The organism is Paenibacillus azoreducens (assembly GCF_021654775.1).
Taxonomy (GTDB): Bacteria; Bacillota; Bacilli; order Paenibacillales; family Paenibacillaceae; genus Paenibacillus_AQ; species Paenibacillus_AQ azoreducens.
Map to the genome: position 1 here is coordinate 4286035 of NZ_AP025343.1, position 24330 is coordinate 4310364.

The following is a 24330-nucleotide window of genomic DNA, read 5'->3' on the forward strand; positions in this document are numbered from 1 at the left end:
CTCTTTTGATCTTGAACGATCATAACTCCTAGCTCAGTTTGCATCATGAAAAATGATGCCCAAACTGTATCTTGTGCCCGCCGTAACGGTTCCTACCCCATGGCGCAGCGTAGTCCGGTAATATCCCCTCATGCCTTGAACAGGCCGGAAGCTTGTCGGAAAAATAACGCCGCCGCCTCGCTCCGGCCGGATTACATGTCCACGGCTTTGTGCGCGCGGGCGCTGTTCTACCAGCAAAAACTCGCCGCCTTCGTAATCTGTTTCCTTCTGGTTTAATGTTAGGAGCACTTGAAACGGAAAAAACACCTCTCCATACAAATCCTGATGAAGACAATTATATCCGCCGGCTTCGTATTTCAGAATCAGCGGCGTTGAACGGTTCTGCCCTGCCTGATGGCATTTATCCAGAAACTCGGGCAGCGAGGCCGGATAAGAAGCTTCCTTGCCAAGCCGCTCCATCCAGCGGTTCGCAGCCGCGGCCAGCTGTGGATAAAAAGCCGCCCTGAGCTGCTGCAAAACCTCGGGAAGCGGGGAATGGAAATATTTGTACTCCCCGATTCCAAACCGGTACCTCTTCATGTCGATGGTTTTTCTATACAAATCGTCCGCATCATAAGACGCGATCAGAGCATCACATTCCTCCGTATCCAATATCGGTGGAAAAACGGCGAATCCCTGCTCATCCAAACTTCGTTGTACAGCAGACCAATCCATGCCAACGATTCGCTCAGGCAAACCTTTAGACATGGCGGCCAGCCTCTTGCGTCAAGGAAACTACCGCGTTTTTCTCCAACGCCAGCAGTCTTGTTTTCATGTCGAGCCCGCCGCGGAAGCCGGTTAAAGTCCCGTTTTTGCCAATGACGCGGTGACAAGGCACCGACATCAGGACCGGGTTGGCGCCGATGGCTGTACCAACCGCCCGAACCGCGGCAGGTTTGCCAATCAAATCCGCGATGTCGGAGTAAGTGCATGTTTCTCCGTATGGGATTTTACAAAGCGCTTCCCACACCGACTGTTGAAATGCCGTCCCCAGCAAATCGCATGGCATCGAAAAACGGACAAGCTTTCCGGCCAGAAAAGCCGCCAATTCCTCTTTGTAGGGCATTAACGCCTTATCATCCCTTAACAAGTTAAAGGCTTTAAAATGCTTGCGGACCCACTCTTCCATCTCTTCATACGGCTTGTTGGCCGAACCCACATAACAAAGTCCGTTTGCCGTCGCAGCTAGATGCAGGTTCCAGTCTTCAAATTCAAGCACGGACCAATAAATCGTTTGCTTCTGATCATGTTTCATCATAAAAAACCTCCATGGCTCAATCCTGATTTTACATTATTTGCCGCCTGTAATCGGACGGGGTATACCCGAAATTCTGTTTGAATAACGAGATGAAATAGGAGGTGTTAGGCAATCCGACCCGTTTTCCGATCGCGGCGATCGAAAGATCGGGTTGCTTCAGCAATGCCTTGGCGTGGTCCAACCGAATCCGCTGCAAATATTCAAGCGGCGTCATGCCCATGATTTTCTTGAAAGTCCGGTGCAAATGATATGGGCTTCCATGGCCGATTTCGGCAAGCAAATGAAGGCTTAACGGTTCGGCGAAGTTGTGGTCCATATACCGTGTAATCACTTCAATCCACTCATGGTCAGGCAGACGTTCTCCCGTTGGCTTGCAGCGTTTGCATGGGCGGAACCCTTCCCTGATCGCCCGTTCGGCGTTCATAAATATCCGTACATTCCCCCGGTTGGGGGGCTTGGATTTACAGGAAGGCCTGCAAAATATCCCGGTAGATTTCACCGCATAAAAAAATTTGAAGTCATAGGACTCGTCATTGCCGATGATCGCCTCCCACTTTTCCTCCGTCAGCGGTTCGCTCTCGTCTACATGCCTCATAGGATCACCTCTTCAAGCACAGTATACCCCTTTTATCGCCATGAAGAATGATTTTGGGAATAGAAAAGCAAGATTGTGGCATTGCGGTTTTTCATCGTAAAGCATGTACTAGCAAAATTCGACTTCCTCCGTCTTGACCGCCTTGGCAAATTGACGGAACAGTTCATTGTATTCCATGATGATTTGCGCGGCAGTGCGGCCTTCCTGTCCCCAAGTGCTGTGGGCATCTTCGGCGACGGTAATTTCGTATCCCAATTGATTGGCACGGCGGCTGGTCGTTTGAACACATACATCCGTTTGAATTCCGGCAATAACAAGTTTTTCGATTCCTTTTCCTGCCAGCACTTCCTGCAGGTTCGTTTCATGAAACGAATCCGGCACGAATTTCTGAATAACGGCGTCTTCCGGCGCCGGTGCGATGGACGGGTGGATCCCCCAGGCTGAGGTTCCGGTTTCCAAAGGCTCACCGGGTCCCTCGTTGTGCTGGACGTAAATCACGGGAACACCGCAGGATCTGGCGTTATGCAGCAGCGTCCGCAGCCTCTCCAGAAGAACCTCGCCTTCATATACCGGATCGCTTTCCGGAAACATGCCTGCCTGGACATCAATCACAAGTAATGCTTTGTTCTGCATGAAACAATCCTCCCTATTCATGATTTGTCGTCCCTTGGTGTACTATCTTTTTATCTATCAATTCTCATATTACCAAGAACATATGTTCCGTGTAAATATATTTTATACGCCCTCTCTTTTTCAAAAAAATGCATATTTGCTAAAGCCCCGGGAAAAGTTATCCTCGAGGTGTTTATATGGGTTTTATGCAGAAATTATCGCAGTTTTTGTTCACTCAGGATCATGCGACTGAAAGGGAAACGGTCAAAACAGAAATTAAAAACGAGAGACCTACGTTGGAGCATACGCTCGACCAGTTTCAAAATTGCTTTGACCTGGTGCAGCGCACCTACCCCGAGTGTCAAATACATATCGTATATCTGACTTTTTTGGCCGGTGCGGATCAAATCATGCGTGAAATCATCCTCCCTTTTTCGGATGCAGGCGAAGAGGAAGCCGCAAAGATTTTAAAGCGGTCGCAATACACTCTAGTTACCGATTCGAAAGAATGCATCAAGGGGATATTGGGAGGCAAAGCGGCGATCTTTTTCCAGGAGCAAACGTACCTGGTTGACATTTCAGAGCCTGTCGGCCGGACGATTTCGCAATCGGAGACGGAAAGCGTCATTTCCGGTCCCCATGATGGCTTTGTCGAAAATATATCCCAAAACATCGGCGTGCTTCGCAAAAAAATCAAAAGCTCCCATTTGAAAATCATCCGTTTCGAGGTCGGGGAAATCGCCAAAACCGAGGTCGTGTTAGCCTATATAGACCGGATCGCCAATCAGGGACTGGTGGACGAGCTCGCCAGGCGGATTGAAAATATCGAATTTGATGCCATTACGGACTCCAATATGCTCGTACAGTTGATTGAGGAAAATCCGAATTCGATCTTTCCCCAATTCATGACGACCGAACGGCCGGATTCGATTATTTCCAAGCTCATCGGCGGCAGAATCATAGGATTTGTGGACGGCAGCCCGGCCGCATTTTGTTGTCCGAACAATTTTTTCGATTTTTTCTCGTCTGCAGATGATTACTACCAGCGTTGGCTGCTGGGTTCGGCATTAAGAGTGCTTCGTTTTATCGGTTTTCTGATCACCATAGGCTTTACGGGATTCTACGTCTCAGTGACGACCTTTCATTACGAGATGATTCCGCATACAATGCTGCTTAACTTAACCGAATCCAGAGCCAAAGTCCCGTTTCCGCCGCTGCTGGAAGCGTTATTGATGGAAACGACCAGCGAACTGCTGCGAGAAGCGGGCGCAAGGCTCCCTACGAAAATCGGGCAAACGATCGGGATCGTAGGCGGCATCGTGATCGGTCAGGCCGCGGTGCAAGCAGGGTTCACAAGCAACATCCTGATTATCGCCGTCGCCACCTCGGCCATCGCGTCCTTCGTCATTCCGAGCTATATTATGAGCGCATCCATCCGGCTGATCCGTTTCGGACTTATCATTTTGGCGGGAGTTCTCGGGAATTTGGGGCTGATCATGGGGATCGGTCTCGTGATCATTCATCTGGCCGGCATAAGAAATCTGGGAACCTCCTATTTGACACCGCTAGCGCCGATGAATTTTTCCGATTTGCTGGATACCTTCATCAGGGGTCCGTTCTGGGGATTAAGAAAAAGGCCGTCCATCGTTAAGACCGAAAATCAGTCAACGAATAAAATGCGAAAATAGCGGTGAATCACATGAAAGAAAAATTAAATGTTTTCCACATCACCTTGCTCATTTACATCACGGAAATGAACATCACCTTGTTTAATCTGCCCCGGCTCGTAGCCGAAAATATCGGAACAAATGGATGGATCGGCTACTTGGGGCTGGCGGTTATAGCCACGTTCAATATTTTCTTGTATCAGATCGTTTATAAAATGGGCCGGGGCGCTTCCGCCTTTGAAATCATGGATAGCATGCTCCCGAAGACCGTAACCTACCCGGTATATTGGGCTTTGGCCCTGTTCTGGATCGTGACGGCATCGTTTATAGGCAAAAACTTTTTTTTGATTTTCCAGATGATATCGTTTCAGACAACCAACCCGATGCTGATCTTTCTGCTATTCTGCTTGATGCTGTTTTATCTGCTGATCAAAGACATATACAGCATCAGCAAAGCAAACACCATCTTTTTCTATATGTCAGTGTGGGTTGTATTTCTGGCCTTTTATCATTTTAGGGAATGGGAAAGCGTGCGCTTCACCACCTATCTGTTCAAAGACGCGAAACAAGGCCATTCATTGCACAGTTGGCTCGAAGTTTACACTTCATTTGTCGGTTATGAATTTTGCCTGTTTCTTTTCCCTTATGTCAATAAGCAAAGCAAGCTGTTTCGCGGGGTTTATCTTGGGCATTGGATGATTACGTCCGCCCTTCTTCTGCTGATTGTGGTTTCTTTCGGGTTTTTCAGTTTTGATCAAATTCAGTCGCTGCTGTATCCCGTGCTTGATCTGCTCGGTTTTATGGAATTTTCCTTTATCAACCGGATCGAGAATCTCGTCTTCGTTATTTTTGTATTGGGCAACCTGATCGTCACCCTCATGTTCTGCTTTGCGGCCCTGTCATCCCTGAAGCAAACTTTACCCCGTGCCAAAGGAAAAGGGATTGAGTTTGCCATCGTCCTGATGGTGTTTATTGTCGGATTTTTCCCCAAATACCTCGCGCAATCGGAGCTGCTGCTAAGAAAAGTATTGTACATCGAAGTGATCCTGGCCTTCTCGATTCCGGCGGTTCTGATTTGCGCTCTTCAATATCTCAAGCTGAAAGGAAAGATGCCGAACAATGAAAGCTAGGCTGATATTGTTGGCGCTTTTACTCGTGTTAAGCGGCTGCAAGGACGAACATATATTGGAACAGACGGGATTTATCCGGACCATTGCCTATGATTCGGCAGGCGACGAAGATAGAAACCTGCTGCGGGTGACCATCAGCATTCCCAAATCCAATCATAAGGATGCCATCGTTTATTCGACCGCTTCCAAATCGGATAAAAACGCCAAAATGTATTTTTCAAGGCAAAACAACCGCAAACTTGTAAACGGACAGCTGCGTCAGGTGCTGTTTGGGGAAAAACTCGCCGAAAAAGGGATTTGGAAACACCTGGATTCCCTAATTAGGGACCCTTCTATCGGTTCAAGGCTGCATATTATTGTTGCCGAAACGGATCCTCATCATCTGCTGCAGCGGAACGATTATCCTCAGGGACCGACAGCAGGTGAATACATCGATGCGCTGATCCGGACGGAATCGGCCAACGGGGAAATCCCCAATTCGGACCTATATTCTTTCTCCAGAGACTATTATGATGACGGCATTGATCCGGTGACCACGATTCTAAAGGAACAAAAAGAAAGCCTCATGATCAATGGCATCGCCCTATTTGACGGCGACAGATTTGTGGGCAAAATCCGGCCTGATGACCGCATGTATTTCGGACTGCTGCATCATAATGTCAAGGCCGGAGACTTATATATCGATTTGAAGAAAAATCATGATGACGGCGAACAAGCGGCATTGCAGTTTTTAAGCAGCCGCCGGAAAGTTGAGATTCTCTCCGCCAAAGGACTGGCAAACAACAAGCAGCTGAAAGCGTCATTGCATATCCAACTTGAAGGCTCCCTGCTCGAATATATAGGAGATCTGGACATGAAAAAGCAAGCCGACCAGCGCAAACTGGAGCGAGAAATGAGAGATGCCATCCAGGCCAAATGCGAATCGCTGCTGCATATGATGCAGATGAAACATTCCGATGCGCTCGGAATCGGGCAATATGTACGGAATAAAATCCCCTATGAAACATGGAGCAAATTGGACTGGAAAAAGGTTTACGCGGATGCGGACATTTCAGTTCAGGTTCATGTCCGCATCAAGGATTACGGCAAGCTGCTTCATTAACATCAAAAAAGCAGAGTTATAGTCTCTGCTTTTTTGATTTCCGAACTCCGTTATCGATTTTTATTTCGGCGTCATGCATTTTTTCTGAAAGCGTTATTTTTATTCATCCATTTTTCGATTCGCAGGATGCTCTTTCGTACTGCAAACATTCGCTAACGAAACTAGCAATCGTTATTTACGCCAAAACAAACCTCAGAAATTTTTAACGAAACTGGGTATCGCTATTGATCCATTTTAACGCCAAATACGCTGTTTTTCCCCAAGATAACGATCTGTAGTTTCGTTACATTTCATTTAACCTCGTTTTTGAAGCTATAGCGTGTCTCAATTTCGTTAGCATGAATGCCCTTCTGTCTTTTTTCGCTCCCTGTATGCTTTATTTTTCGCCCGATTCCCGCAGGCTTTCATGGTGCACCATTTTCCCGTCCCTGGCCGTGACCGGTCCACAAACACCCATTGGCAATCCGCCGCCGAGCATACCCGAATCCGGTTCCACATCTTTTGCCTCCTCAGTTCAAAGATCAAAACAAGCAGATGTCCAAGCCCTTTCCTTCCCCCACGCTGCAGTGGCAGCAGTTCCTCATGCTCTCCGGTAAAACGAAAAGTAAAGTTGAAGCTGTTTAACAGTTCATTCAGCTCTTTTAGCGTATCTGCCGCATCCCCCTGACCGTCAAACACATTATTTACAATCATTTTCCTTGTTTCATTTCTAAGTTGAATCGCTATATTCAGATCCTGGTCGTTCACTTCGTCCTCTTTTGAAATCAGATGGTAACGTTCCAACCAACGCTTGAGATCCTCAGGCCGATTCAAATGCTCGACGCCCGGATCATTCTCAAAACGCATACGCCGATCATGAGTATTATAGAAATCTGCGATCATTTCCAGTTCTTCAAAATCAGTTCCCATCCTAACACTCCTATTGACCAATCTATCCATAACCTTTAAAATACGTTTAACGGTTAGATGACTATTAAAATATATTTAATGGTCATTATTAAACCGCAACAGACTTGCGAGAAAAACGCTCTATTTACATCATTACACTTCACTGCAGCGGAATCATTGCCCATGTTCTGACGTTTTACAGTTTATCAGAGCGGACGCTGCGATATCCAGTACATACGATTTCTTCAAATAAAACTTAAGGAGCAATGCGCATGCCAATTAAACCTTTTACGATCCGGATAGACCCAAAAGAAATTGAGGACCTTAACCGCCGTTTGGATTTCACGCGTTGGCCTGACCAAATCCCTGGTTCAACATGGGAATACGGTATTCCGCTTCCGTTTGTGAAAGAGATGGTCCATTATTGGAGGCATGAATTCGATTGGAGGCAAATCGAGAAAAAGATCAACTCTTATCCTAATTACATCGCCCGCATTAACGGATTGGACGTTCATTACGTTCATGCCCGCGGAAATGGCGCCAATCCCTTGCCGATTCTGATTCCGCATGGATGGCCAAGCACTTTTTATGAAATGCTCGATCTCATTCCCTATTTGACGCATCCGGAGGAATTCGGCGGGAATCCCGAAGATTCTTTTGATGTGGTGATCCCTTCGATACCGGGACATGGTTTCTCGCAGATCCCGTTAACTCCGGCTTTCGAAGACAGGCGGGCTGCAGGCATACTGGCCAAATTAATGCAAGAACTGGGATATGACCGCTTTGCCGCCCACGGCTATGATTTAGGCGCCAGCATTTTAGGTTTGTTGTGCCTTGACTATCCGGACAATGTCATTGGGTACCATACGACCTCACCAGGCAATCCGAGTCCTTTTATTGCTCCAGGCGCGGAGTTAACGGCTGCCGAACAAAAGTACCTGGACGTTTGCAGGCAGTGGTATAGCGAGGAAGGGGGATACGCCCACATCCTTGGCACGAAACCTCAGACGATTGCCTATTCTTTACATGATTCTCCTGCCGGACTGGCTGCATTTTTATTGGAAAAATGGTATTTGTGGACAAGCCCGCCAAGCGGGAATTTGCTGCAGCATTTTAGTCAAGAGGACTTAATGGCCCATGTTTCCATCTATTGGTATACCCAAACCATCAATTCGTCGAACCGCTTTTATTTTGAAGGCAAACATACGAAGTGGCCCGGTCCGGATGATATCTCGTCAATTCCTATCGGCGTTTCCCTAAATGCCACACAAGCAAACGAACGTCCGCCCCAGGAATATGTCGCAAGATTATTCCCGAACATCCAAAGCTGGGAAGAACTGCATACAGGCGGGCACTTCGTCGCCTCTGAGCAGCCGCAGCTCGTGGCCGGGAACATCAGATCTTTCTTTAAAAAACTCCGGTAAGATTTCGCCCCTTCTTATACGAAGCCATCATCTCTCATAGAGAAAACATCCCTGATCCCCATCGATGCCGATGAGTTCAGGGATATTTACGTCTTACTTTACGATTCTCGCATTATAGTACATTCGTCTCGCTTAATAGCTGCACCACTAGTTCCCTGTCCCGATCTTGCCCGCGGGCGTTTAAGGTCGGAGTAAAATGCTTGATATGTTGATGGAGCAGCTGCGCATGTTCAAGCACTTCCGGATTGCTAACATCCACCGCCGAAATCCGGATCGCTTTATTCCCGATGTCCACAAGCCGGAATCCCGGCTGATCCAGGCAGGCGGACAGCTGCACGAATGACCATTCCTCCCGCTGTGCAATGGAGTCCATATGCGTATGTCCGTTAAAATAAATGCCGATGCCTTTGTTACGGTTCAGAATGCTCCACATATCGTTAGCCGGATGAATCGAGCCTTTTTCCCGCTCCGAACCCGCGGTGGTTAGGTATACCGGATGATGTCCAAACACCAAAAGCGGCTTTTCATGGGACGCGACGACCATGCTTTCCAGCCACTCCAGCTGCTCAAAATCAAGCCAGCCGCCCCAATCCTTAAAATCCATCTCTTTGGCCGTATCAAGGAACACGAGCATGGCTTCTTCCGTATCCAGCACGTGGTACCGCTTTTGTCCCGTAATCCGCAGCACTTCCTGTCGCGGCTGGCCGTAGAGATCATGATTGCCGAGAACATGGATGAATTTTTTGCCTTGGCGCGCCAAAAGCGCATATACCTCTTCAAGCTCCGATGTTAAGCCAAAATTGGTAAGGTCTCCGAGCGAAATGTACAAATCCGCATCCAAATCCAGAAACTGATCCAACACATGGCGATAGAAAGCGGTCCGGGCCTCCGCCAGCCCCGGAATCGACCGGTCGATCTCGTGATAATGCAAATCCCCAACCAAAGCCAATCTCATCTTTCTTCTCTCCTTTACGCCCATACGGGTGATTTCTTCCTATTAACATCATAAGAGGCAATTATCATTTGTCCGTTAAGTGTATGGGCATAATTTGTAAAAGAAAGATTTAATGAAGCGAAATCATCCTCTAAGCAATGCATGCTGGCATGCCGTCTGCAGATCCCTCCAGGTTCGGTTAACTTCCGTGTCTTCCATGCATGCCGACAACCCCAGCATCGGGAACAGGCTTAACCCGCAATCCAAAGAGGCTTTGGCTGCGGCAATACACTCGCTTGATATACGCTGCTCCATTTCAGGCGGCAAACTTCCTTTCCGCCCCAGCTCCTCCCAGGATTTGTCCAACACGCTGTAAAATGCATCTTTTTGACGCGCAAAATCCTCTTGTTTCTTATAAAGCTGTTCCAGCCCGCGTTCATTTCCGCGCTCCCGCAGCAATGCTTCGGACGCTTCCAGGAAATGATCCGCCAGCCCCATGGCTACACCGGCGAAGGAAGTCTGAGCAAATGCCAAAAACGGGTATTTATACAGCAATTCATCCTGATGCGAGCGGTATTCCGAAAACGAAAACGTCATTTCATCCGGCACAAAGGCATTGGTCACCACCATGCTGTGGCTAGCGGTAGCTTTAAGCCCAAAGCTGTTCCAATCGTGATCGATCCGTACCTGATCGGGATTCATGATCAGAGTGACCAACTGCGGAGATTCCGATGATATCGCCCGGCCCTCCTGCTCCAATACCGCATTCGCCGTAAACGTCGTGGCATGCGTCGAACCGCTGCAATATTTCCAGCGGCCATTCACGACATAACCGCCAAGGGCCCTGCGGGCCGTTCCCGTCGTTGCGCCGCTACCGGCGATCACCGCTTCCGAACGGGCATAAACCTTGCGCCCGATCGCTTCCGTCATGAAAGGGACAAAATATCCGCCTCCTGCACCGATCGTCACGATCCAACCGAAGTTACCGTCGATGCGTGAGCATTCCTGAAAAATGCGGATCGCTTCAGGCAGCGGCGTCATGTTCCCTTCCAGATCATCCGCAACAAACAAATGAAATAATTTTTTATCGTATATGTATTGCAAAACTTCCGGCGTTACTGCTCCCCCGCGTTCCATCTGCACCGATTGGCTGCGGATGATGCCGATTTCCTGCTGCGTAAATCCCATGTTTCCACCGCTCTCCTTCATGTATGTATAGTGTGTTAACAGTCATTAAACTTTATTTTAACATGAACGGGCAGCATGCGGCTTTAAAGTGTTGCATACAACATCGGCCGGTTCACTCCCTCATAGGCGAACGAACCGGCCGATTTATATATATGTTCAAGATAAATGGATATCTTAACTTAACAGTGCCGTGATTTCCTTGAAATTTTCAGCAAAGCCGACAAACACTCTGTCTTCGATCACAATCGTCGGAACAGTCTGCATACCGGTCAGTTCCCGGACCTCCTCGGCATAAACCGTATCCTCTTCGCAATTATATTCTACGAAATCAATGTTATGTTCCTTGAAATAACGTTTGGCCTGATGGCAATCACTGCACGTAGATATTGTGTAGATCTTAACAGATCTTTGCATCTCATTCACTCCTTCGTTGGCTTTAGCCCCTTCAGTGAGCAACCTGATATCCTTTGCCGCGAATGACATCTTCAATCTCGGCCAGCTTGACTTTAGCGTCATCATAAGATACATCCACTTGACCTTCGGACAAATTCACGCTGCCCTTAACGCCGATTTCTTCAAGCGCGCCTTCAATCTTGCGGACGCAAGAGCTGCAGGATATACCGGTAACTTTAATCGTAGCATTTTGCATAGTTTTACACCTCCTTTCAAGCGGAATCACGGGATCAGCATACAAGTTCCCTGATCTTTTCAACCGTCATCCGGTGGACGAATTTACTGAACTTCTCTTTGCCTTTAGCACCCGACTTATACAAATCAAGGATTTTTTCGATAATTGGAATGACTTCGTCTTCTTCCAGCCCCGAAACCAGAAGTTCGGCGAATATCGTTTTGATGCCTTTCGGTTCTCCTCCAATGTATAAGCTGAATGTGTCTTTCATTTTGACAACGCTAATGTCTTTAAGCAAAGGTTCGCTTGTTCCAAGCGCGCATCCGGCATAACCGATCTTCAGCGGAGCCGGCGTTTCAATGCCGGCCACCGCCTTATGAATGGATTGGGCTGTACGCAGGCCCGCCGATTCGGCGCCATTGCAAAACTGACAGGCGATCAAGCCTTTGATTACGGATCCTGCCGGGTAAATCTCCAGTCCAGCCCGAAGCAGTTCTTTCTCAATCCGTGCAGTCTCGCTGCTTGGAATCTCGATATAAATCTGTCTGAATGGCGTGATTTCAATGTGGGCATCCGAACCTGCAGCCGCAGCAATCGCCGCGAGCTGATCCGGAGTAATAACATTCCCGCCAATCTGAATAGGTGTCGACACCGCAATTTTTGTCTTTTCCGCCATGGCAATTCTCCCTTGTCTAATCTTGGCATTACGGATGGAATAGGATAGTACCGTATTTTAATTTGTCGATTTACCCTTATCCGGATGATTATCGAATCTTAACCCGCTGCAGGCGAAGGGCGTTCAACACGACGGAGACGGAACTCAATGCCATTGCAGCACCTGCGATCCAAGGCGCCAACAGTCCGAGTGCCGCAACCGGAATGCCCAGCGTGTTATAACCAAGCGCCCAGAACAGGTTTTGCTTGATGTTGCCCATCGTTTTGCGGCTCATGTAGATGGCATCCGGAATGCTCGACAGATCGCCGCGCATAAGCGTGACATCCGCTGCCTCCATCGCCACGTCCGTTCCTGTGCCAATCGCCATCCCGATATCCGCTGTTGCAAGAGCGGGCGCGTCATTGATGCCGTCACCGACCATGGCTACCTTTTTACCTTCCGCCTGCAGTTTCTTCACTTCCTCCGCTTTACCTTCCGGCAGTACCTCGGCACGGACATGATCGATGCCGACCTGTGCAGCGATAGCCTTGGCGGTACGTTCGTTGTCACCGGTAATCATGATGACCTGAAGCCCCATTGCCTTCAAGCGGCTGACCGCTTCTTTCGAAGTTTCCTTAATGGTGTCGGCGACAGCTACCATACCGGCATACTCGCCATCTATTGCGACAAGCATGGCTGTTTTTCCGGCTTCCTCCAGACGTGCCATCACTTCATAAGCATGGGATGCCGAGACGCCGAATTTCTCCATTAATCTGCGGGTGCCTATCAGCAGCCCTTTGTCTTCGACTGCGGCTTCAATGCCATAACCCGGAATCGCTTTAAACGTTTGTGTATTGGGAAGCGAGAGTCCTCGCTCCTGAATGCCAGCCACAATCGCTTCGGCAAGCGGATGTTCCGAATTTTTCTCTGCCGCGCCGACCAGTTTGAGGAATTCCTGCTCATCTCCCTCGGCTATGACATCCGTCAACTCAGGTTTGCCTTTCGTGACCGTACCCGTTTTATCCAAAATAATCGCATCGATTTTATGCGTTTGTTCCAAATGTTCTCCGCCTTTGAACAGGATGCCCAGCTCTGCTGCGCGCCCGGAGCCGGCCATGATCGAGGTTGGCGTGGCAAGACCCAACGCGCATGGGCAGGCAATTACAAGTATGGCAATCGCTTTTTCAAGCGCAGAGGCAAAATCCCCTGGCGTAACGAGGAAGTACCAGACAAGGAATGCCACGACCGCGATGCCGACGACAATCGGTACAAAAATACCGGAGATGATATCGGCTATCCGCTGAATCGGCGCCTTGGAGCCCTGAGCTTCTTCTACAACTTTGATGATCTGGGCTAGTGCAGTTTCTTTGCCCACTTTGGTGGCCTTGATTCTTAACACGCCGTTTTTGTTCAGCGTCGCACCGATGACCGGATCGCCAGCCTTCTTCTCCACCGGTAAACTTTCGCCGGTCAGCATGGATTCATCGATCGATGATTCGCCTTCCAGCACCTCGCCGTCCACCGGCACTTTCTCCCCCGGCCGGATCATGACGATATCGCCGGCAATGACCTCTTCTACCGGAACCGTTAGCTCTTGACCGTCTCGGATCACCCGCGCCGTTTTGGCCTGCAGTCCCATCAAGGATTTGATGGCTTCTGACGTACGCCCCTTGGCCAGTGACTCAAACAATTTACCCATAATAACAAGCGTGATCAGAATGGCACTCGTTTCATAATACATGGAAGGACCGTTGTGCATTCCGCCTCCGCTAGCGTACCAATCAATCGTCAGATACAGGCTGTAAAAATACGCCGCCGAAGTTCCCAACGATACCAGTACATCCATATTGGCGCTGCCGTTGCGGAGCGCTTTGTAGGCCCCCACATAAAACGGCTTCCCGATGTAAAACTGCACCGGAGTTGCCAGTATCAGCTGAAACCATGGATTCATGAAGAGATCCGGCAAATAAATCCATGAAGTAAAGGAAAAATGAGCGACCATCGACCAAAGTAATGGAATGGACAGGATGGCCGAAATCAGCAATTTTCGTTTTTGTTTCCGGATTCCGTCGTCCTTGCCGTTTTTTTGCTCATCTTTCTCTTCCGCGGTGATCGCTTTGTACCCAAGCTGCTTGACTTTATTTTGCATATCCGCCACGGAGATTTCACCAGGAGCATATTCCACGGTCGCGGTTTCCATTGCGAAATTAACGGAAGCGCTGGATACGCCCGACAGCTTGCTTAGTCCCTTTTCAATCCGGGTTGCGCATGCCGCGCAGGTCATCCCTTCAAGCTTCAAATGGGCTACTTCCTTCGCCGTGCCGTAACCGAGCTTCTGAATGGTTGCTTCCAGATCGCTCGGTCCGATCCGTTCGGGGTCATAAGTCACGCTCGCTCTTTCCAAAGCGAAGTTCACGTTCGCACCATCAACGCCTTCCAGTTTGTTCAAGCCTTTCTCAATCCGGTTCGCGCATGCCGCGCAAGTCATGCCGGTAATTTGCAGCGTCGTTTGCTTCTGCTGTTTCGTAGCAGCTGCCTCCATCATCATTCACTCCAATATGATCAAAGTTTTTATAAACGAATCCATCATCGCATTAACAATGTCTTCCATTGTCTTGCTTGTTTTTAGTATACCCCCTCACCCTATATTTCGTCAATATATTTTACAGTACCCCTGTACCCTATTCTAATTGCGAAATATTCCATTCCTTGAATAATTAGCTATAATATGCACTACATCCTATGCTAACCGCATATAAAAAGCTCATCTGTACAGCATAAATACATGCTTAAATAACCCCACAAAGTGGAGCCTATGCTTCGATGCTTATTCCAAATACTTTGCGGGGACCCCGGAAATTCTACCCCACAAAGTGACGCGTGACCTTTGGAGCCTATTCCGATTACTTTGCGGGGACCCCAAAGATCTTATAAAATCTGTAATCGTTAAAAAGCCGCCTTGCGGCGGCCTTCCATACGTTACTTGATTAATTTGTTCATCGTGGTCATCAGTTCCGTCAGCACTTCCTGATCGCCTTCCTGTATCCGTTGCACCACGCAGCTCTTCATATGATGCTCGAGCAGCAATTTCCCCACACCATTTAAAGCGGATTGTACGGAGGCAATCTGGTTCAGAACATCATCGCAATACGTATCTTTTTCAATCAGGCCTTTGATGCCCCGCACTTGACCTTCGATGCGGTTCAAACGGCTGATAAGACTGTTTTTAACCTTGTCAGAGTGATGGCTTTTCCGTTCCGAATGGTCGCCGCAGCAAGCTTCCTTCTTCTGTTCCATGTTCTCATCCATCATTTCCGGCATCGTGTTCATCGGCTCGCCTCCTTTACCTTTATTCCCTATTATACTCGGCAAGCGAACGGAAACAAAGCATTCTCACAATCCTTTGGGCGAGAGGCTTTGATGCCGGATGAATGACGGCCGCCATGCCAGTTTCCGCTGCACCTTTATTTCAGCGCCACAATCGTTTGAACGGAAATCTGTTCAGCAAAAATCCCTTCCGGATGAATCTCATGCAAAGCCGAGCGCATTTCCGCTTCGAATTGTTCGATTCTTTCCCCGAAAAAATGCCTTGCGCCATACGATGTAGAATAAATATTGCCGAGTATGGATTCAATCGTCCAGTTATGCGTATACTCCGGGAGGGTATGTTTCTTAACGCTGCGAAACGGGAATTTGCTGATCGTATCCTCATATTTTTCCTTGGGAGGGGTGTATGTACCTTGTCCCGCCCTTCTCTGCGGACCCAGATATGCCTTCATTATTTCATCCACGCGCTGCTGCCAAACGAGCGGCTCCTTGTCCTGTTGATCATTGTCAGTTATGACAATGCCGCCGCCTTCTTCAAGGCGTGGATACACTGCATTCAATACAGCTTCCCGATCCATCCAGTGGAATGCCTTGGCAATAGTGACCAGCCGAAAGGAAGATTGCTCCGCAGCTTTCTCCTCTGCCCTGCCATGAATCCAGTTCATGTTCGTCAGCCGGTTGATATCCGACAGGCGCCTGGCAAGCATCAGCATTTCCTCCTCCGGATCAACACCGATAATTTCCTCAAACCAATCGCTGAAACGCATCGCCAGCTGGCCGGTTCCGCAGCCCAGGTCCACCATGCGCCCTTGTCCGTCCAATCTGAAGAAATCGACGATAAACCGGATCAACGAAGACGGATAGGCAGGACGGTACTGGGCGTAGTAAGAGGCAGTCCCCTTAAACAGGTCATCGCCATATAAGCTCATAGCTTGTCCCCTTCCTTGTGAATCGGATAAACTTGATTCGACTTGTCCTTATACAACAACTTTATTGGTGAATTTCAGAAATTGCCGCACACTCGAAGTTAACATTTTCCACCTGAGGAATCAATCGTTAACATTCTATTCTTTTGTTTGGATGCAAATAGAACTTTTTAATTCCCGGACTCAAGCAACGGCTGATACATCATCAGCGCGCGGTTCTCCGTAATAAACTCATCCGCAATCTGCTCTCCATCTGTATTAAAAACTTTACGGTAGATGCTGTTGTAACGCTCATAACCACCCCAATAAAGTTGGGAAATGCGGTGTTCCTTTTCATAAATTTCGTAGCGGTGCGGCAGCGGCGCCATCGTTCTCCACTCCCCGGTCAAATCGCCTTCTTTCATGCCGAGCCGAAGCTGGTACGGCACTTCGGTGTTATTTCTGATGCGGAGATCCAAATAATTATAGGCGCATGTCGCTCCGCTTCCAAACGGCTGCGTCCGGTTCGAGTCGGGAAAAACGTCATAGCTGTGGCGATGCCTTTCGATCACTTCAAGCGGGGTGTGCAGCGTGATCCAATACAGCAAATTGGAGAGCTGGCAGAGACCTCCGCCGATTCCCGGCTTGAAACCTCCATAAAATAGAACCATCCCATCAACGTATCCCTTCCTGCGGGTAGGCTTGCCGATCAGTCTCCAGTAGGAAAAGGTTTCTCCCGGCATGATCGTAATGCCCTGCAGGCGTTCCATCGCGATTTTCAGATTCGTGATTTTATTATGCTGCAGCCACATATCCACGTCTTTCAGCTGTCTGAGCATCGGCGTCCGGTGTTCGGAAATCCGGTAAGGCAGAAGCTCATCATTCTTTGTTTTTGCAAACCGATCCCCACCGAAAATCCACTCCAAATACCGCCTGCCCCTGTAATACGTCGTCCCCAGCTTAAGTCTCCATTTGGACCGCTGCACCGGTTTTTGTATCGCTCCCATCCTTTCCACTCTCCCCATCGGTATGAAACATGCCAATCGCATTTCCGCATACGTAAAAAGGGCCTGCAAAAGGTCTCCGCAACCCCTTCATGTTGATCGTTAATTTATGATAACATACTTGTATATATGGAAGAATATGCCGAATCTCAATTTTTAAATTAGATACCTGCATATACCAAAAACGGATTACGGCAGCAGCATATTTCATAAAAGAGCTGGACTGCAGTGAATAAAGAGCATACCGCCGTAGTAGAAAAAGCGATCCGTTATATGAAAGATCATTTGGATGAGGATATTACCTCCGGTTTTCTTGCTTCTTATGTTGGCTACAGTTCTTTTCATTTTGTACGGATCTTCAAGAACGTCACAGGCATTTCGCCCCGTCATTTCCTGTCCGCCCTCCAGATGGAAGCGGGAAAAACGGCCTTGCTGCAAGATCCCTCGCTGCTGATGAAAATACTGCTTTCTGTCGGCTTCCACAGTCCAGGCTCCTTCAATACTCGCTTCAAGCCAAATGTCGGCATGTCACCGCGCAAGTTCAGCATTGACTCGCTATCTTTATCCAGTTATGTCAGACAATACGAACATGAAGAGCTGCAATTGGAAGAGCATAGGTCCAATCGGAGCGTTTCGCAGCAAATCCGCTGCCATATCGAAGCACCCGCTGATTTTCGCGGCATTATTTTCGTCGGCTTGTTTACGCACCCAATTCCAGATCAAAAACCCGCGGCGGGGACCGCCTTGAACCGGAAGAAGCGGACATGCTCGTTTACCGATGTTCCTTCGGGGACTTATTATGCATTAGCTGCCGGCATTCCATGAAGTCTGAATCCGAAGGATTATTTTGTTCTGACCCATTCCCTGCGCGGTAAATCCCTTACTGCAATTGAAGTCACGGGGCACTCCAACCTGGATGTACATATTTTGCTTCGGGAACCTCTCGACGTTGATCCGCCCATCGTCATCAATTTGCCGCTGCTCCTTTTCGAGCAAAAAGAACGAAACACAGCAAAGTAGAAGAACTTGTCCCTTCTTATCACGGTTATAATACGAGCTGAAAATAAAACATTCAGCGGAGAAAACAGGTAAGATGAATATTTGCGTGAGTTCGATTCGATCATTTTTAATCTCTGTGTAAGGAGGATACGGACATGACGATCAAACAGGAAATACATATTGATGCTTCCCCCCATACCGTGTGGAACGCATGGACCAACCCTGATCTCATTACGGTTTGGTTTGCTCCGGCAGCCCGTGTTGAGCCGGTTGTTGGGGGGCGTTTCGAGCTTTATTTTGACCCGGCTGATCCAAAACGAATGAATACGGCAGGCTGCCGCATCATCGCTATGAATGCCCCCAATCAGTTTGCATTTGAATGGAAAGGACCCGATCCATTTGCAGACGTCATGAATATTCCGGGCCAATTGACCTGGGTAGAAATTATGCTGAAGCCATGTGCAGGAGATACAACCCGGCTTCAAATGAAGCATTCGGGCTGGGGAGCTTCCTCGGATTGGCAGGAGGCCAAAGCTTGGCACGTGGAAGCCTGGAAGCAAGTCCTCGTGAGCCTCAAGTCTGCCGTTGAATCCGGCGAAGGCGATCATTGCTGCGGTTAAAATAACAAAGAGGCTGTCCCCCGGCGGCTCCGGCAACCGCCGCTCGGGAGAGCCTCTTCGTCATTGCAATTATTTTTTCCTGCCGACCTCAAAACGCCGGGCAAAAACCACTTTCGCTTCCGGATCCATCCGCTTCACTACCGCTTTAAAACGCGGAATGTCCAAAACGTGCACAGTGTACCGCAAACCGTCATGCTCTATGTCTCTGTCATCCACGTTCGGAAATGAAGTTTCCGTGTCAAGCTGTATTCTCCGCTTGATCTCAAGCCTGATCTCTTCCAGGTTGGAGGATGTCACGCATACCGATCTCCGCGTCCCCCATAATATCAATGCGGATGTCTCGTATGCGGCTATACAGGCCAGAGCCGAATACAAAGTTCTTTCCCATCCCATTGCCGCCCCGGCGCATATCAATACAGCACCATGACAGACGAGAAACAGATGTTTCATTAAAAATATCCGGTTGAAGCGCATAAACGCGATTGGTCTGACCTGACAATTCTCCTCAAGTCCCAACGTATCCAGCAATCCTCCCGATTTAACCGCCAATCCGGCCCCGATTCCCAGGCATACTCCGCCTGCCAAGGCTGCGATCACCGGTTCGCCGCTCATGGCGGGTAACGGAGTAAGCAGAACCGCCGAGCCCGCAAAAGCTAACAGCCCCGGCAGCACATTTAGCAGAACCGGTCTACGGCCTAGAAGTGAGTATAAGAACAGGAGCGGCAAATTGAACAGCAGCAGCAGGACGCCGAAATGCTTTTCCGTGTAAAAAGACACCAAAGCCGAAATCCCTGTGACGCCTCCCGCGATAAGCTCATGGGGATGCAGGAACAACTCGAGTCCTGCCGATGCCGCTATCCCTCCCAATACCGACTGCAGAATCATTTTCCCTTTCGAGTAAAAACGCATCCGCTCTTTAGTCGGCCTCGCGGCGTCATTCATCATCCGATTCATAACCTTCCCTCCTTGCAATTGGAAGCAGAAGCATCATGACTTTTTGAGATTTAAAGCGCCTATTCCTGCTGTACGCGCCTGTCTTTAAACTTAAACCAGCGGTTCAACATTATAAAAATCGGCTTGGATTGCTTGGTCAACAGCGGCCCGAGAATGGCCAGAATTAGCACATAAACCGCCGCAAAAGGCTGAAGTATTTCCATTAATCCCCCATCCTTCCCGAGGTTGGCCATAATAATGGAAAACTCCCCTCTCGCCACTATCGTCAGGCCGATATTCGCTGACGCCTTCGGAGATAAGGATGCCGTACGTCCGGCGATCATCCCTGCGCTGAAGTTACCGATCAAGGTAATGATAACCGCAGCCAGCGCGAGCCAAACCGCATTGCCGCCAAGGGACATCGGATCGATGGATAAGCCGAAGCTGAAAAAGAAAACTGCGCCAAAGAAATCCCGGAACGGCATGATCAGATGCTCAATCCGTTTGGCATGCTCCGTCTCGGCCAGCACCAATCCGACCAGCAGCGCACCGATCGCTTCAGCCACATGGATGGTCTCCGAAAAACCGGCAACCAGAAACAAAGTTCCGAAAACTACCAGAGCGAACAATTCATTGGAACGGATCCGCAGCCATTTGTTCAGCAGAGGAACAGCTTTACGTCCAAGAATAAGCACCGCGAGCATAAATCCGAGAGCTACTAACGCGGACAGCAGCACCCCGCCCAAGGAACTGGAGTCGCTCAGCACGAACCCCGATAAAATGGAAATATATACGGCCAGGAACACATCTTCGAACATAATGATTCCGAGTATCATTTCCGTCTCGCTATTTGCCGTGCGTTTCAGATCCACCAATACCTTCGCAGCTATGGCACTCGATGATATCGTTGTAATTCCGGCAATGACTAGTGTCTCCGCCAACGGAAACCCGCTAAGAAACCCGAGCAGCAGCCCTAACGTGAAATTAATGCCAATATATATCGAACCGCCAACCACGATGGAACGTCCCGACTTGATCAGCCTGCCGACCGAAAATTCCAGTCCCAGATAAAAAAGCAGGAACAGGACTCCGATTCTTCCCATAAAGTCGATAAAGGGAGCGCTGTCGATAAAGCGGAAATCAAAATGCCAAAGTTCCATTGCATGCGGCCCTACGGCCATCCCGATCAATATATAAAAAGGAATGACGGAGAAGCGAAGCTTCGCCGAAATTAACCCTCCAAGCGCAATCAGTCCAAGCGCCAAACCAATTTCAAATACCAAATGCTCCATCCTTTCACCCGCTTCCGTTCATTAGGATTTGTTTAAAACGTTTTTGCTGCTCCCTTTCGCCTACGGCGATCACCGTTGCTTCCATATTTAAAACCGCGGTTGGACCAGGATTACTTTGTTTTCCTTTTTTCTTATCCATCAATGCGATCACGGATGCGCCGGAATTTTGCCTGATATTCAGCTCGCCGATGGTTTTGCCAACGCACGCATAATGCGGTTCGATTCTGTACCATTCGATCGTAAGTTCGTCGAACGCCATCTCCACACTTTCCAACTGCTTCGGCTTATAGACCATCCCGCCGATTAGAGCGGCAAGCTGTCTCGCTTCCTGGTCCTCCAGCGTCACCATCGAAATACTCTCATCAAGATTTTCATAGGAAAAATGATACAGTTCACGTCTTCCGTCATCATGGATCACCACAACAATCCGGTCGCCACTCGCGGCGTCCATCTGATATTTCATCCCGATCCCCGGTAAAAAAGACTCACGAATATCCATAGAAATATTGCCTCCTGAACTTTAATTATTATATTGGGAAAATTTTCACATAACGTTCGGATCTCATAAAAACTTCAAATACCTTCTATTTTTTTGCAAATTTCGATTCCAAACGCTTCGCGGAACAATATACACACGAGCGAAACCGTCTCGCTCGATATATGCTTGAAGCCGCTTCTTGGATTTTTGATAAATCATCAGTTGAATATGCGTTTTTGGGTATGAGAAATAAACCGTTCCTGAATCGGATTTTTTTCAGCATAAACACACTTGCCTGCGGTCAGCCGAAAAAGGAACCGTCAATGGGTAGGCAATATTAAACCACGTAATTCGAGGTGAACTTAATGGGCAAAAGAAATAAGTATTTTTTGCGGACTAAAATGTACGGAACAAACGGCAATCGGGGTTTGGGGATTCGCAGCAGCCACAGCAGCGGAATCACGAACAGCAGCGGCAGGACCGATGCTGCAATCAACAGCTTTTGGATAAAAGCAGGGGTTCTGCGTGTCAGCAGTTTGCTTTGCGAATCGATGCGGCTGTGTACCGTCTCGGTTTCGCTATTGTAGACGTGGGTAACTTCCTCTTCGAAAGAGATGGGAAAAGTGAACATTTGGACGCATCCAAGTACGACGATAAGCAGCATACGTAGTCTTTTTGTCAGTGTCGTCATCCCATCCCTCCCTCTTGTGAAAAATTCATATATATTTATTTTAACATGAAAAAAGATTCCGTTTCAAATCATACCTTCTGTAAATATTATGCTTTATGTACGGCGGCGATCACTTTCTCTTAGAAGTCGTATGTCATAAAATAACCAAAACCCTCCGCCATGAAACATGGTGGGAGGGTTGTTGACGTCTTTTCATTCATTCTGGCGAGAAATAAACACCCGCGCTTGATTTATGCGTGAAACTCCTGCCCGTCGCGAACCTCCCGCACATACCCTGCCCGGATCACGAAGTCTCCGAAACGCTCTCCTACTTCCCGCTCCGCCGCGTAATGCGCCAGAATCGGCCGGAGCGATTCGAGAATTTCCGCTTCGCCGATGTTTTCTTTGTACAGCTTATTCAACCGGTTGCCCGCAAAACCGCCGCCCAAATACATGTTGTATTTCCCGGGGGCTTTGCCGATAAACGAAAGTTCCGCCAGTGCCGGCCGAGCGCAGCCGTTCGGACAGCCGGTCATACGGATGACGATCTCTTCTTCCCCGATACCTTCCGCTTCGAGAATCCGTTCAATTTGATCCAGTAAAGACGGCAAATATCGTTCGGACTCGGCCATGGCAAGACCACAGGTTGGGAGGGCGACACAAGCCATCGAATTCCGCCGCAAGCTTGAAAAATGAACGCCGTCCATTAAGCGGTATTGCTCGATCAACGCTGCGATTTTTTTCTTGCTTTGCGTAGCGATGTTGGCAATAATGAGGTTTTGATTCGGCGTTAAGCGGAAATCTCCTTTATGAACTTTGGCGATCTCACGCAGTCCCGTCATTAACGGATAATCCTCCAGATCCTTTACGCGGCCGTTTTGAATAAACAGCGTAAAATGCCATTTGGCGTTGCTGCCCTTCACCCAGCCGTACCGGTCGCCATTGTCGTCGAATCGAAACGGTCTGGCTTCCTCAAGCTTCCATCCGAGGCGTGCGGTCAGCTCATCCGTAAACCAACCGATTCCCCGGTCGTCGATCGTGTATTTAAAACGGGCATGCTTGCGGACGGCACGGTCTCCATAATCACGCTGAATCGTAACGGTTTGTTCGGCGACATCGATCATTTGCTCCGGCGTGCAGAATCCGATCACTTTGGAGATCTGCGGATAGGTTTTGGGATCGCCATGCGTCATTCCCATGCCGCCGCCAACGGCGACATTAAACCCCTTCAGCTGGCCATCCTCCACAATCGCAATAAACCCGAGATCCTGCGAAAAAACATCCACGTCATTGGATGGCGGAACGGCAATGCCGATTTTGAATTTCCGCGGCAGATAAACGCGTCCATAAATCGGCTCCTGTTCCTCTGTGCCCTCCACGCTGGAAATCACTTTTTCCCCATCCAGCCAAATTTCGTGGTATGCCGTCGTTTGCGGATCCAGATGACGGCTGACGCGGCAAGCCCAATCATATACCTCGGCATGGATCTCCGACTGATGCGGATTCGGGTTGCACATCACGTTGCGGTTCACGTCGCCGCAGGCAGCAAGCGTGGTTAACAGCGCTTCATTCACTTCGCGGATCGTGTTTTTCAAATTCCACTTCAGTATGCCATGGAACTGTATGGACTGGCGGGTGGTCAGCCGGATCGTACCGTTGCCATATTGCTGCGCGAGCCGGTCCAGCACCAGCCACTGCTCCGGTGTCATTACGCCTCCGGATGCGCGGACACGAAGCATAAACTGATATGCAGGTTCAAGCTTCTGCTTTTGTCGTTCATTGCGCAAATCGCGATCATCCTGCATGTAGCTTCCGTGATGTTTCATCAGCCGGTTATCGTCTTCGGGAATCGAGCCGGTGATTGGGTCTGTCAAAGTTTCGCTCAAACTTCCGCGCAAATAATTGCTCCGGCGTTTGATATCCTCTACGTCACTGTGCGGAGCGCTGTTTTTCGACATCAGATTATTTTCGGACATTTCGCA

At 48.8% G+C, this 24330-nt stretch carries 25 protein-coding genes; 6 read left to right on the plus strand and 19 right to left on the minus strand.

What is annotated here, in order from left to right:
* Positions 1-33: 33 nt before the first annotated feature.
* The 4 genes from L6442_RS18865 to L6442_RS18880 all read right to left on the minus strand — a co-directional run bounded on the left by L6442_RS18865 (position 34) and on the right by L6442_RS18880 (position 2525).
* Positions 34-747 (minus strand): 2OG-Fe(II) oxygenase, encoded by a 714-nt coding sequence (locus L6442_RS18865; protein ID WP_212976619.1) that lies wholly within the window; start codon positions 745-747, stop codon positions 34-36.
* The gene (locus L6442_RS18870; RefSeq protein WP_212976857.1) at positions 740-1294 is read right to left on the minus strand and encodes a methylated-DNA--[protein]-cysteine S-methyltransferase; all 555 of its coding nucleotides are present in this window, start codon (positions 1292-1294) and stop codon (positions 740-742) included. Before L6442_RS18870 ends, L6442_RS18865 begins: the two co-directional genes overlap by 8 nt.
* Before the next feature lie 31 nt (positions 1295-1325).
* Positions 1326-1892 (minus strand): bifunctional transcriptional activator/DNA repair enzyme AdaA, encoded by a 567-nt coding sequence (locus L6442_RS18875; RefSeq protein WP_212976620.1) that lies wholly within the window; start codon positions 1890-1892, stop codon positions 1326-1328.
* 108 nt (positions 1893-2000) lie between these two features.
* A complete protein-coding gene (locus tag L6442_RS18880; protein WP_212976621.1) occupies positions 2001-2525 on the minus strand; it encodes a cysteine hydrolase family protein in 525 nt (174 codons plus the stop codon).
* 185 nt (positions 2526-2710) lie between these two features.
* On the opposite strand from L6442_RS18880, the gene L6442_RS18885 reads away from it, so the two are divergent.
* The 3 genes from L6442_RS18885 to L6442_RS18895 are packed head-to-tail and all read left to right on the plus strand — an operon-like array spanning position 2711 to position 6403.
* On the plus strand, positions 2711-4192 hold the full coding sequence (locus L6442_RS18885; RefSeq protein WP_237099986.1) for a spore germination protein: 1482 nt from the start codon (positions 2711-2713) through the stop codon (positions 4190-4192).
* A gap of 11 nt (positions 4193-4203) precedes the next feature.
* On the plus strand, positions 4204-5301 hold the full coding sequence (locus L6442_RS18890) for a GerAB/ArcD/ProY family transporter (RefSeq protein WP_212976623.1): 1098 nt from the start codon (positions 4204-4206) through the stop codon (positions 5299-5301).
* On the plus strand, positions 5291-6403 hold the full coding sequence (locus L6442_RS18895) for a Ger(x)C family spore germination protein (protein ID WP_212976624.1): 1113 nt from the start codon (positions 5291-5293) through the stop codon (positions 6401-6403). The genes L6442_RS18890 and L6442_RS18895 overlap by 11 nt, the downstream gene beginning before the upstream one ends.
* A 333-nt stretch (positions 6404-6736) precedes the next feature.
* Here the strand turns inward: L6442_RS18895 and L6442_RS18900 are convergent, their stop codons facing one another.
* Positions 6737-7312: a CGNR zinc finger domain-containing protein gene (locus L6442_RS18900; protein ID WP_194235331.1), complete on the minus strand. Its 576-nt coding sequence runs from the start codon at positions 7310-7312 to the stop codon at positions 6737-6739.
* 251 nt (positions 7313-7563) lie between these two features.
* Between L6442_RS18900 and L6442_RS18905 the strand changes: the two genes are divergently transcribed.
* Positions 7564-8715: an epoxide hydrolase family protein gene (locus L6442_RS18905; RefSeq protein WP_212976625.1), complete on the plus strand. Its 1152-nt coding sequence runs from the start codon at positions 7564-7566 to the stop codon at positions 8713-8715.
* Between the two features lie 112 nt (positions 8716-8827).
* On the opposite strand, the gene L6442_RS18910 is transcribed toward L6442_RS18905, so the two are convergent.
* From L6442_RS18910 to L6442_RS18950, 9 genes are all read right to left on the minus strand, one after another.
* On the minus strand, positions 8828-9670 hold the full coding sequence (locus tag L6442_RS18910; protein WP_212976626.1) for a metallophosphoesterase family protein: 843 nt from the start codon (positions 9668-9670) through the stop codon (positions 8828-8830).
* Between the two features lie 123 nt (positions 9671-9793).
* On the minus strand, positions 9794-10837 hold the full coding sequence (locus L6442_RS18915; RefSeq protein WP_212976627.1) for an acyl-CoA dehydrogenase family protein: 1044 nt from the start codon (positions 10835-10837) through the stop codon (positions 9794-9796).
* Positions 10838-11011: 174 nt separating this feature from the next.
* Complete coding sequence (locus tag L6442_RS18920; RefSeq protein WP_194235335.1) at positions 11012-11251, minus strand: glutaredoxin family protein; 240 nt, start codon at positions 11249-11251, stop codon at positions 11012-11014.
* A 31-nt stretch (positions 11252-11282) separates the two neighbouring features.
* The gene (locus L6442_RS18925; RefSeq protein ID WP_194235336.1) at positions 11283-11486 is read right to left on the minus strand and encodes a heavy-metal-associated domain-containing protein; all 204 of its coding nucleotides are present in this window, start codon (positions 11484-11486) and stop codon (positions 11283-11285) included.
* A 34-nt stretch (positions 11487-11520) separates the two neighbouring features.
* On the minus strand, positions 11521-12141 hold the full coding sequence (locus L6442_RS18930) for an NAD(P)/FAD-dependent oxidoreductase (RefSeq protein ID WP_212976628.1): 621 nt from the start codon (positions 12139-12141) through the stop codon (positions 11521-11523).
* Between the two features lie 88 nt (positions 12142-12229).
* The gene (locus tag L6442_RS18935) at positions 12230-14662 is read right to left on the minus strand and encodes a heavy metal translocating P-type ATPase (protein ID WP_212976858.1); all 2433 of its coding nucleotides are present in this window, start codon (positions 14660-14662) and stop codon (positions 12230-12232) included.
* A 437-nt stretch (positions 14663-15099) separates the two neighbouring features.
* The gene (locus tag L6442_RS18940) at positions 15100-15441 is read right to left on the minus strand and encodes a metal-sensitive transcriptional regulator (RefSeq protein WP_373871779.1); all 342 of its coding nucleotides are present in this window, start codon (positions 15439-15441) and stop codon (positions 15100-15102) included.
* Between the two features lie 143 nt (positions 15442-15584).
* Positions 15585-16376 carry a class I SAM-dependent methyltransferase gene (locus L6442_RS18945; RefSeq protein ID WP_212976629.1) on the minus strand — a complete coding sequence of 264 codons (792 nt, stop codon included), beginning with the start codon at positions 16374-16376 and terminating at the stop codon, positions 15585-15587.
* Positions 16377-16543: 167 nt separating this feature from the next.
* Entirely contained in the window at positions 16544-17359 is an 816-nt protein-coding gene (locus tag L6442_RS18950) for a VanW family protein (RefSeq protein WP_212976630.1), read from the minus strand.
* Between the two features lie 225 nt (positions 17360-17584).
* Here L6442_RS18950 and L6442_RS18955 point away from each other — a divergent pair, with 225 nt between their 5' ends.
* Both L6442_RS18955 and L6442_RS18960 read left to right on the plus strand, forming a co-directional pair.
* A complete protein-coding gene (locus L6442_RS18955; RefSeq protein WP_237099987.1) occupies positions 17585-18181 on the plus strand; it encodes a helix-turn-helix domain-containing protein in 597 nt (198 codons plus the stop codon).
* 329 nt (positions 18182-18510) lie between these two features.
* Positions 18511-18975 (plus strand): SRPBCC family protein, encoded by a 465-nt coding sequence (locus tag L6442_RS18960; RefSeq protein ID WP_212976631.1) that lies wholly within the window; start codon positions 18511-18513, stop codon positions 18973-18975.
* Between the two features lie 69 nt (positions 18976-19044).
* Here the strand turns inward: L6442_RS18960 and L6442_RS18965 are convergent, their stop codons facing one another.
* From L6442_RS18965 to cysI, 5 genes are all read right to left on the minus strand, one after another.
* A complete protein-coding gene (locus L6442_RS18965) occupies positions 19045-19929 on the minus strand; it encodes a YitT family protein (protein ID WP_237099988.1) in 885 nt (294 codons plus the stop codon).
* A gap of 59 nt (positions 19930-19988) precedes the next feature.
* A complete protein-coding gene (locus tag L6442_RS18970) occupies positions 19989-21200 on the minus strand; it encodes a cation:proton antiporter (protein ID WP_194235574.1) in 1212 nt (403 codons plus the stop codon).
* A gap of 4 nt (positions 21201-21204) precedes the next feature.
* Positions 21205-21699, minus strand: coding sequence for a cation:proton antiporter regulatory subunit (locus L6442_RS18975; RefSeq protein WP_212976632.1), 495 nt, complete (start codon positions 21697-21699; stop codon positions 21205-21207).
* 316 nt (positions 21700-22015) lie between these two features.
* Positions 22016-22369: a hypothetical protein gene (locus L6442_RS18980; RefSeq protein ID WP_212976633.1), complete on the minus strand. Its 354-nt coding sequence runs from the start codon at positions 22367-22369 to the stop codon at positions 22016-22018.
* A 230-nt stretch (positions 22370-22599) separates the two neighbouring features.
* On the minus strand, positions 22600-24324 hold the full coding sequence (gene cysI, locus L6442_RS18985) for an assimilatory sulfite reductase (NADPH) hemoprotein subunit (RefSeq protein ID WP_212976634.1): 1725 nt from the start codon (positions 24322-24324) through the stop codon (positions 22600-22602).
* Positions 24325-24330 lie beyond the last annotated feature (6 nt).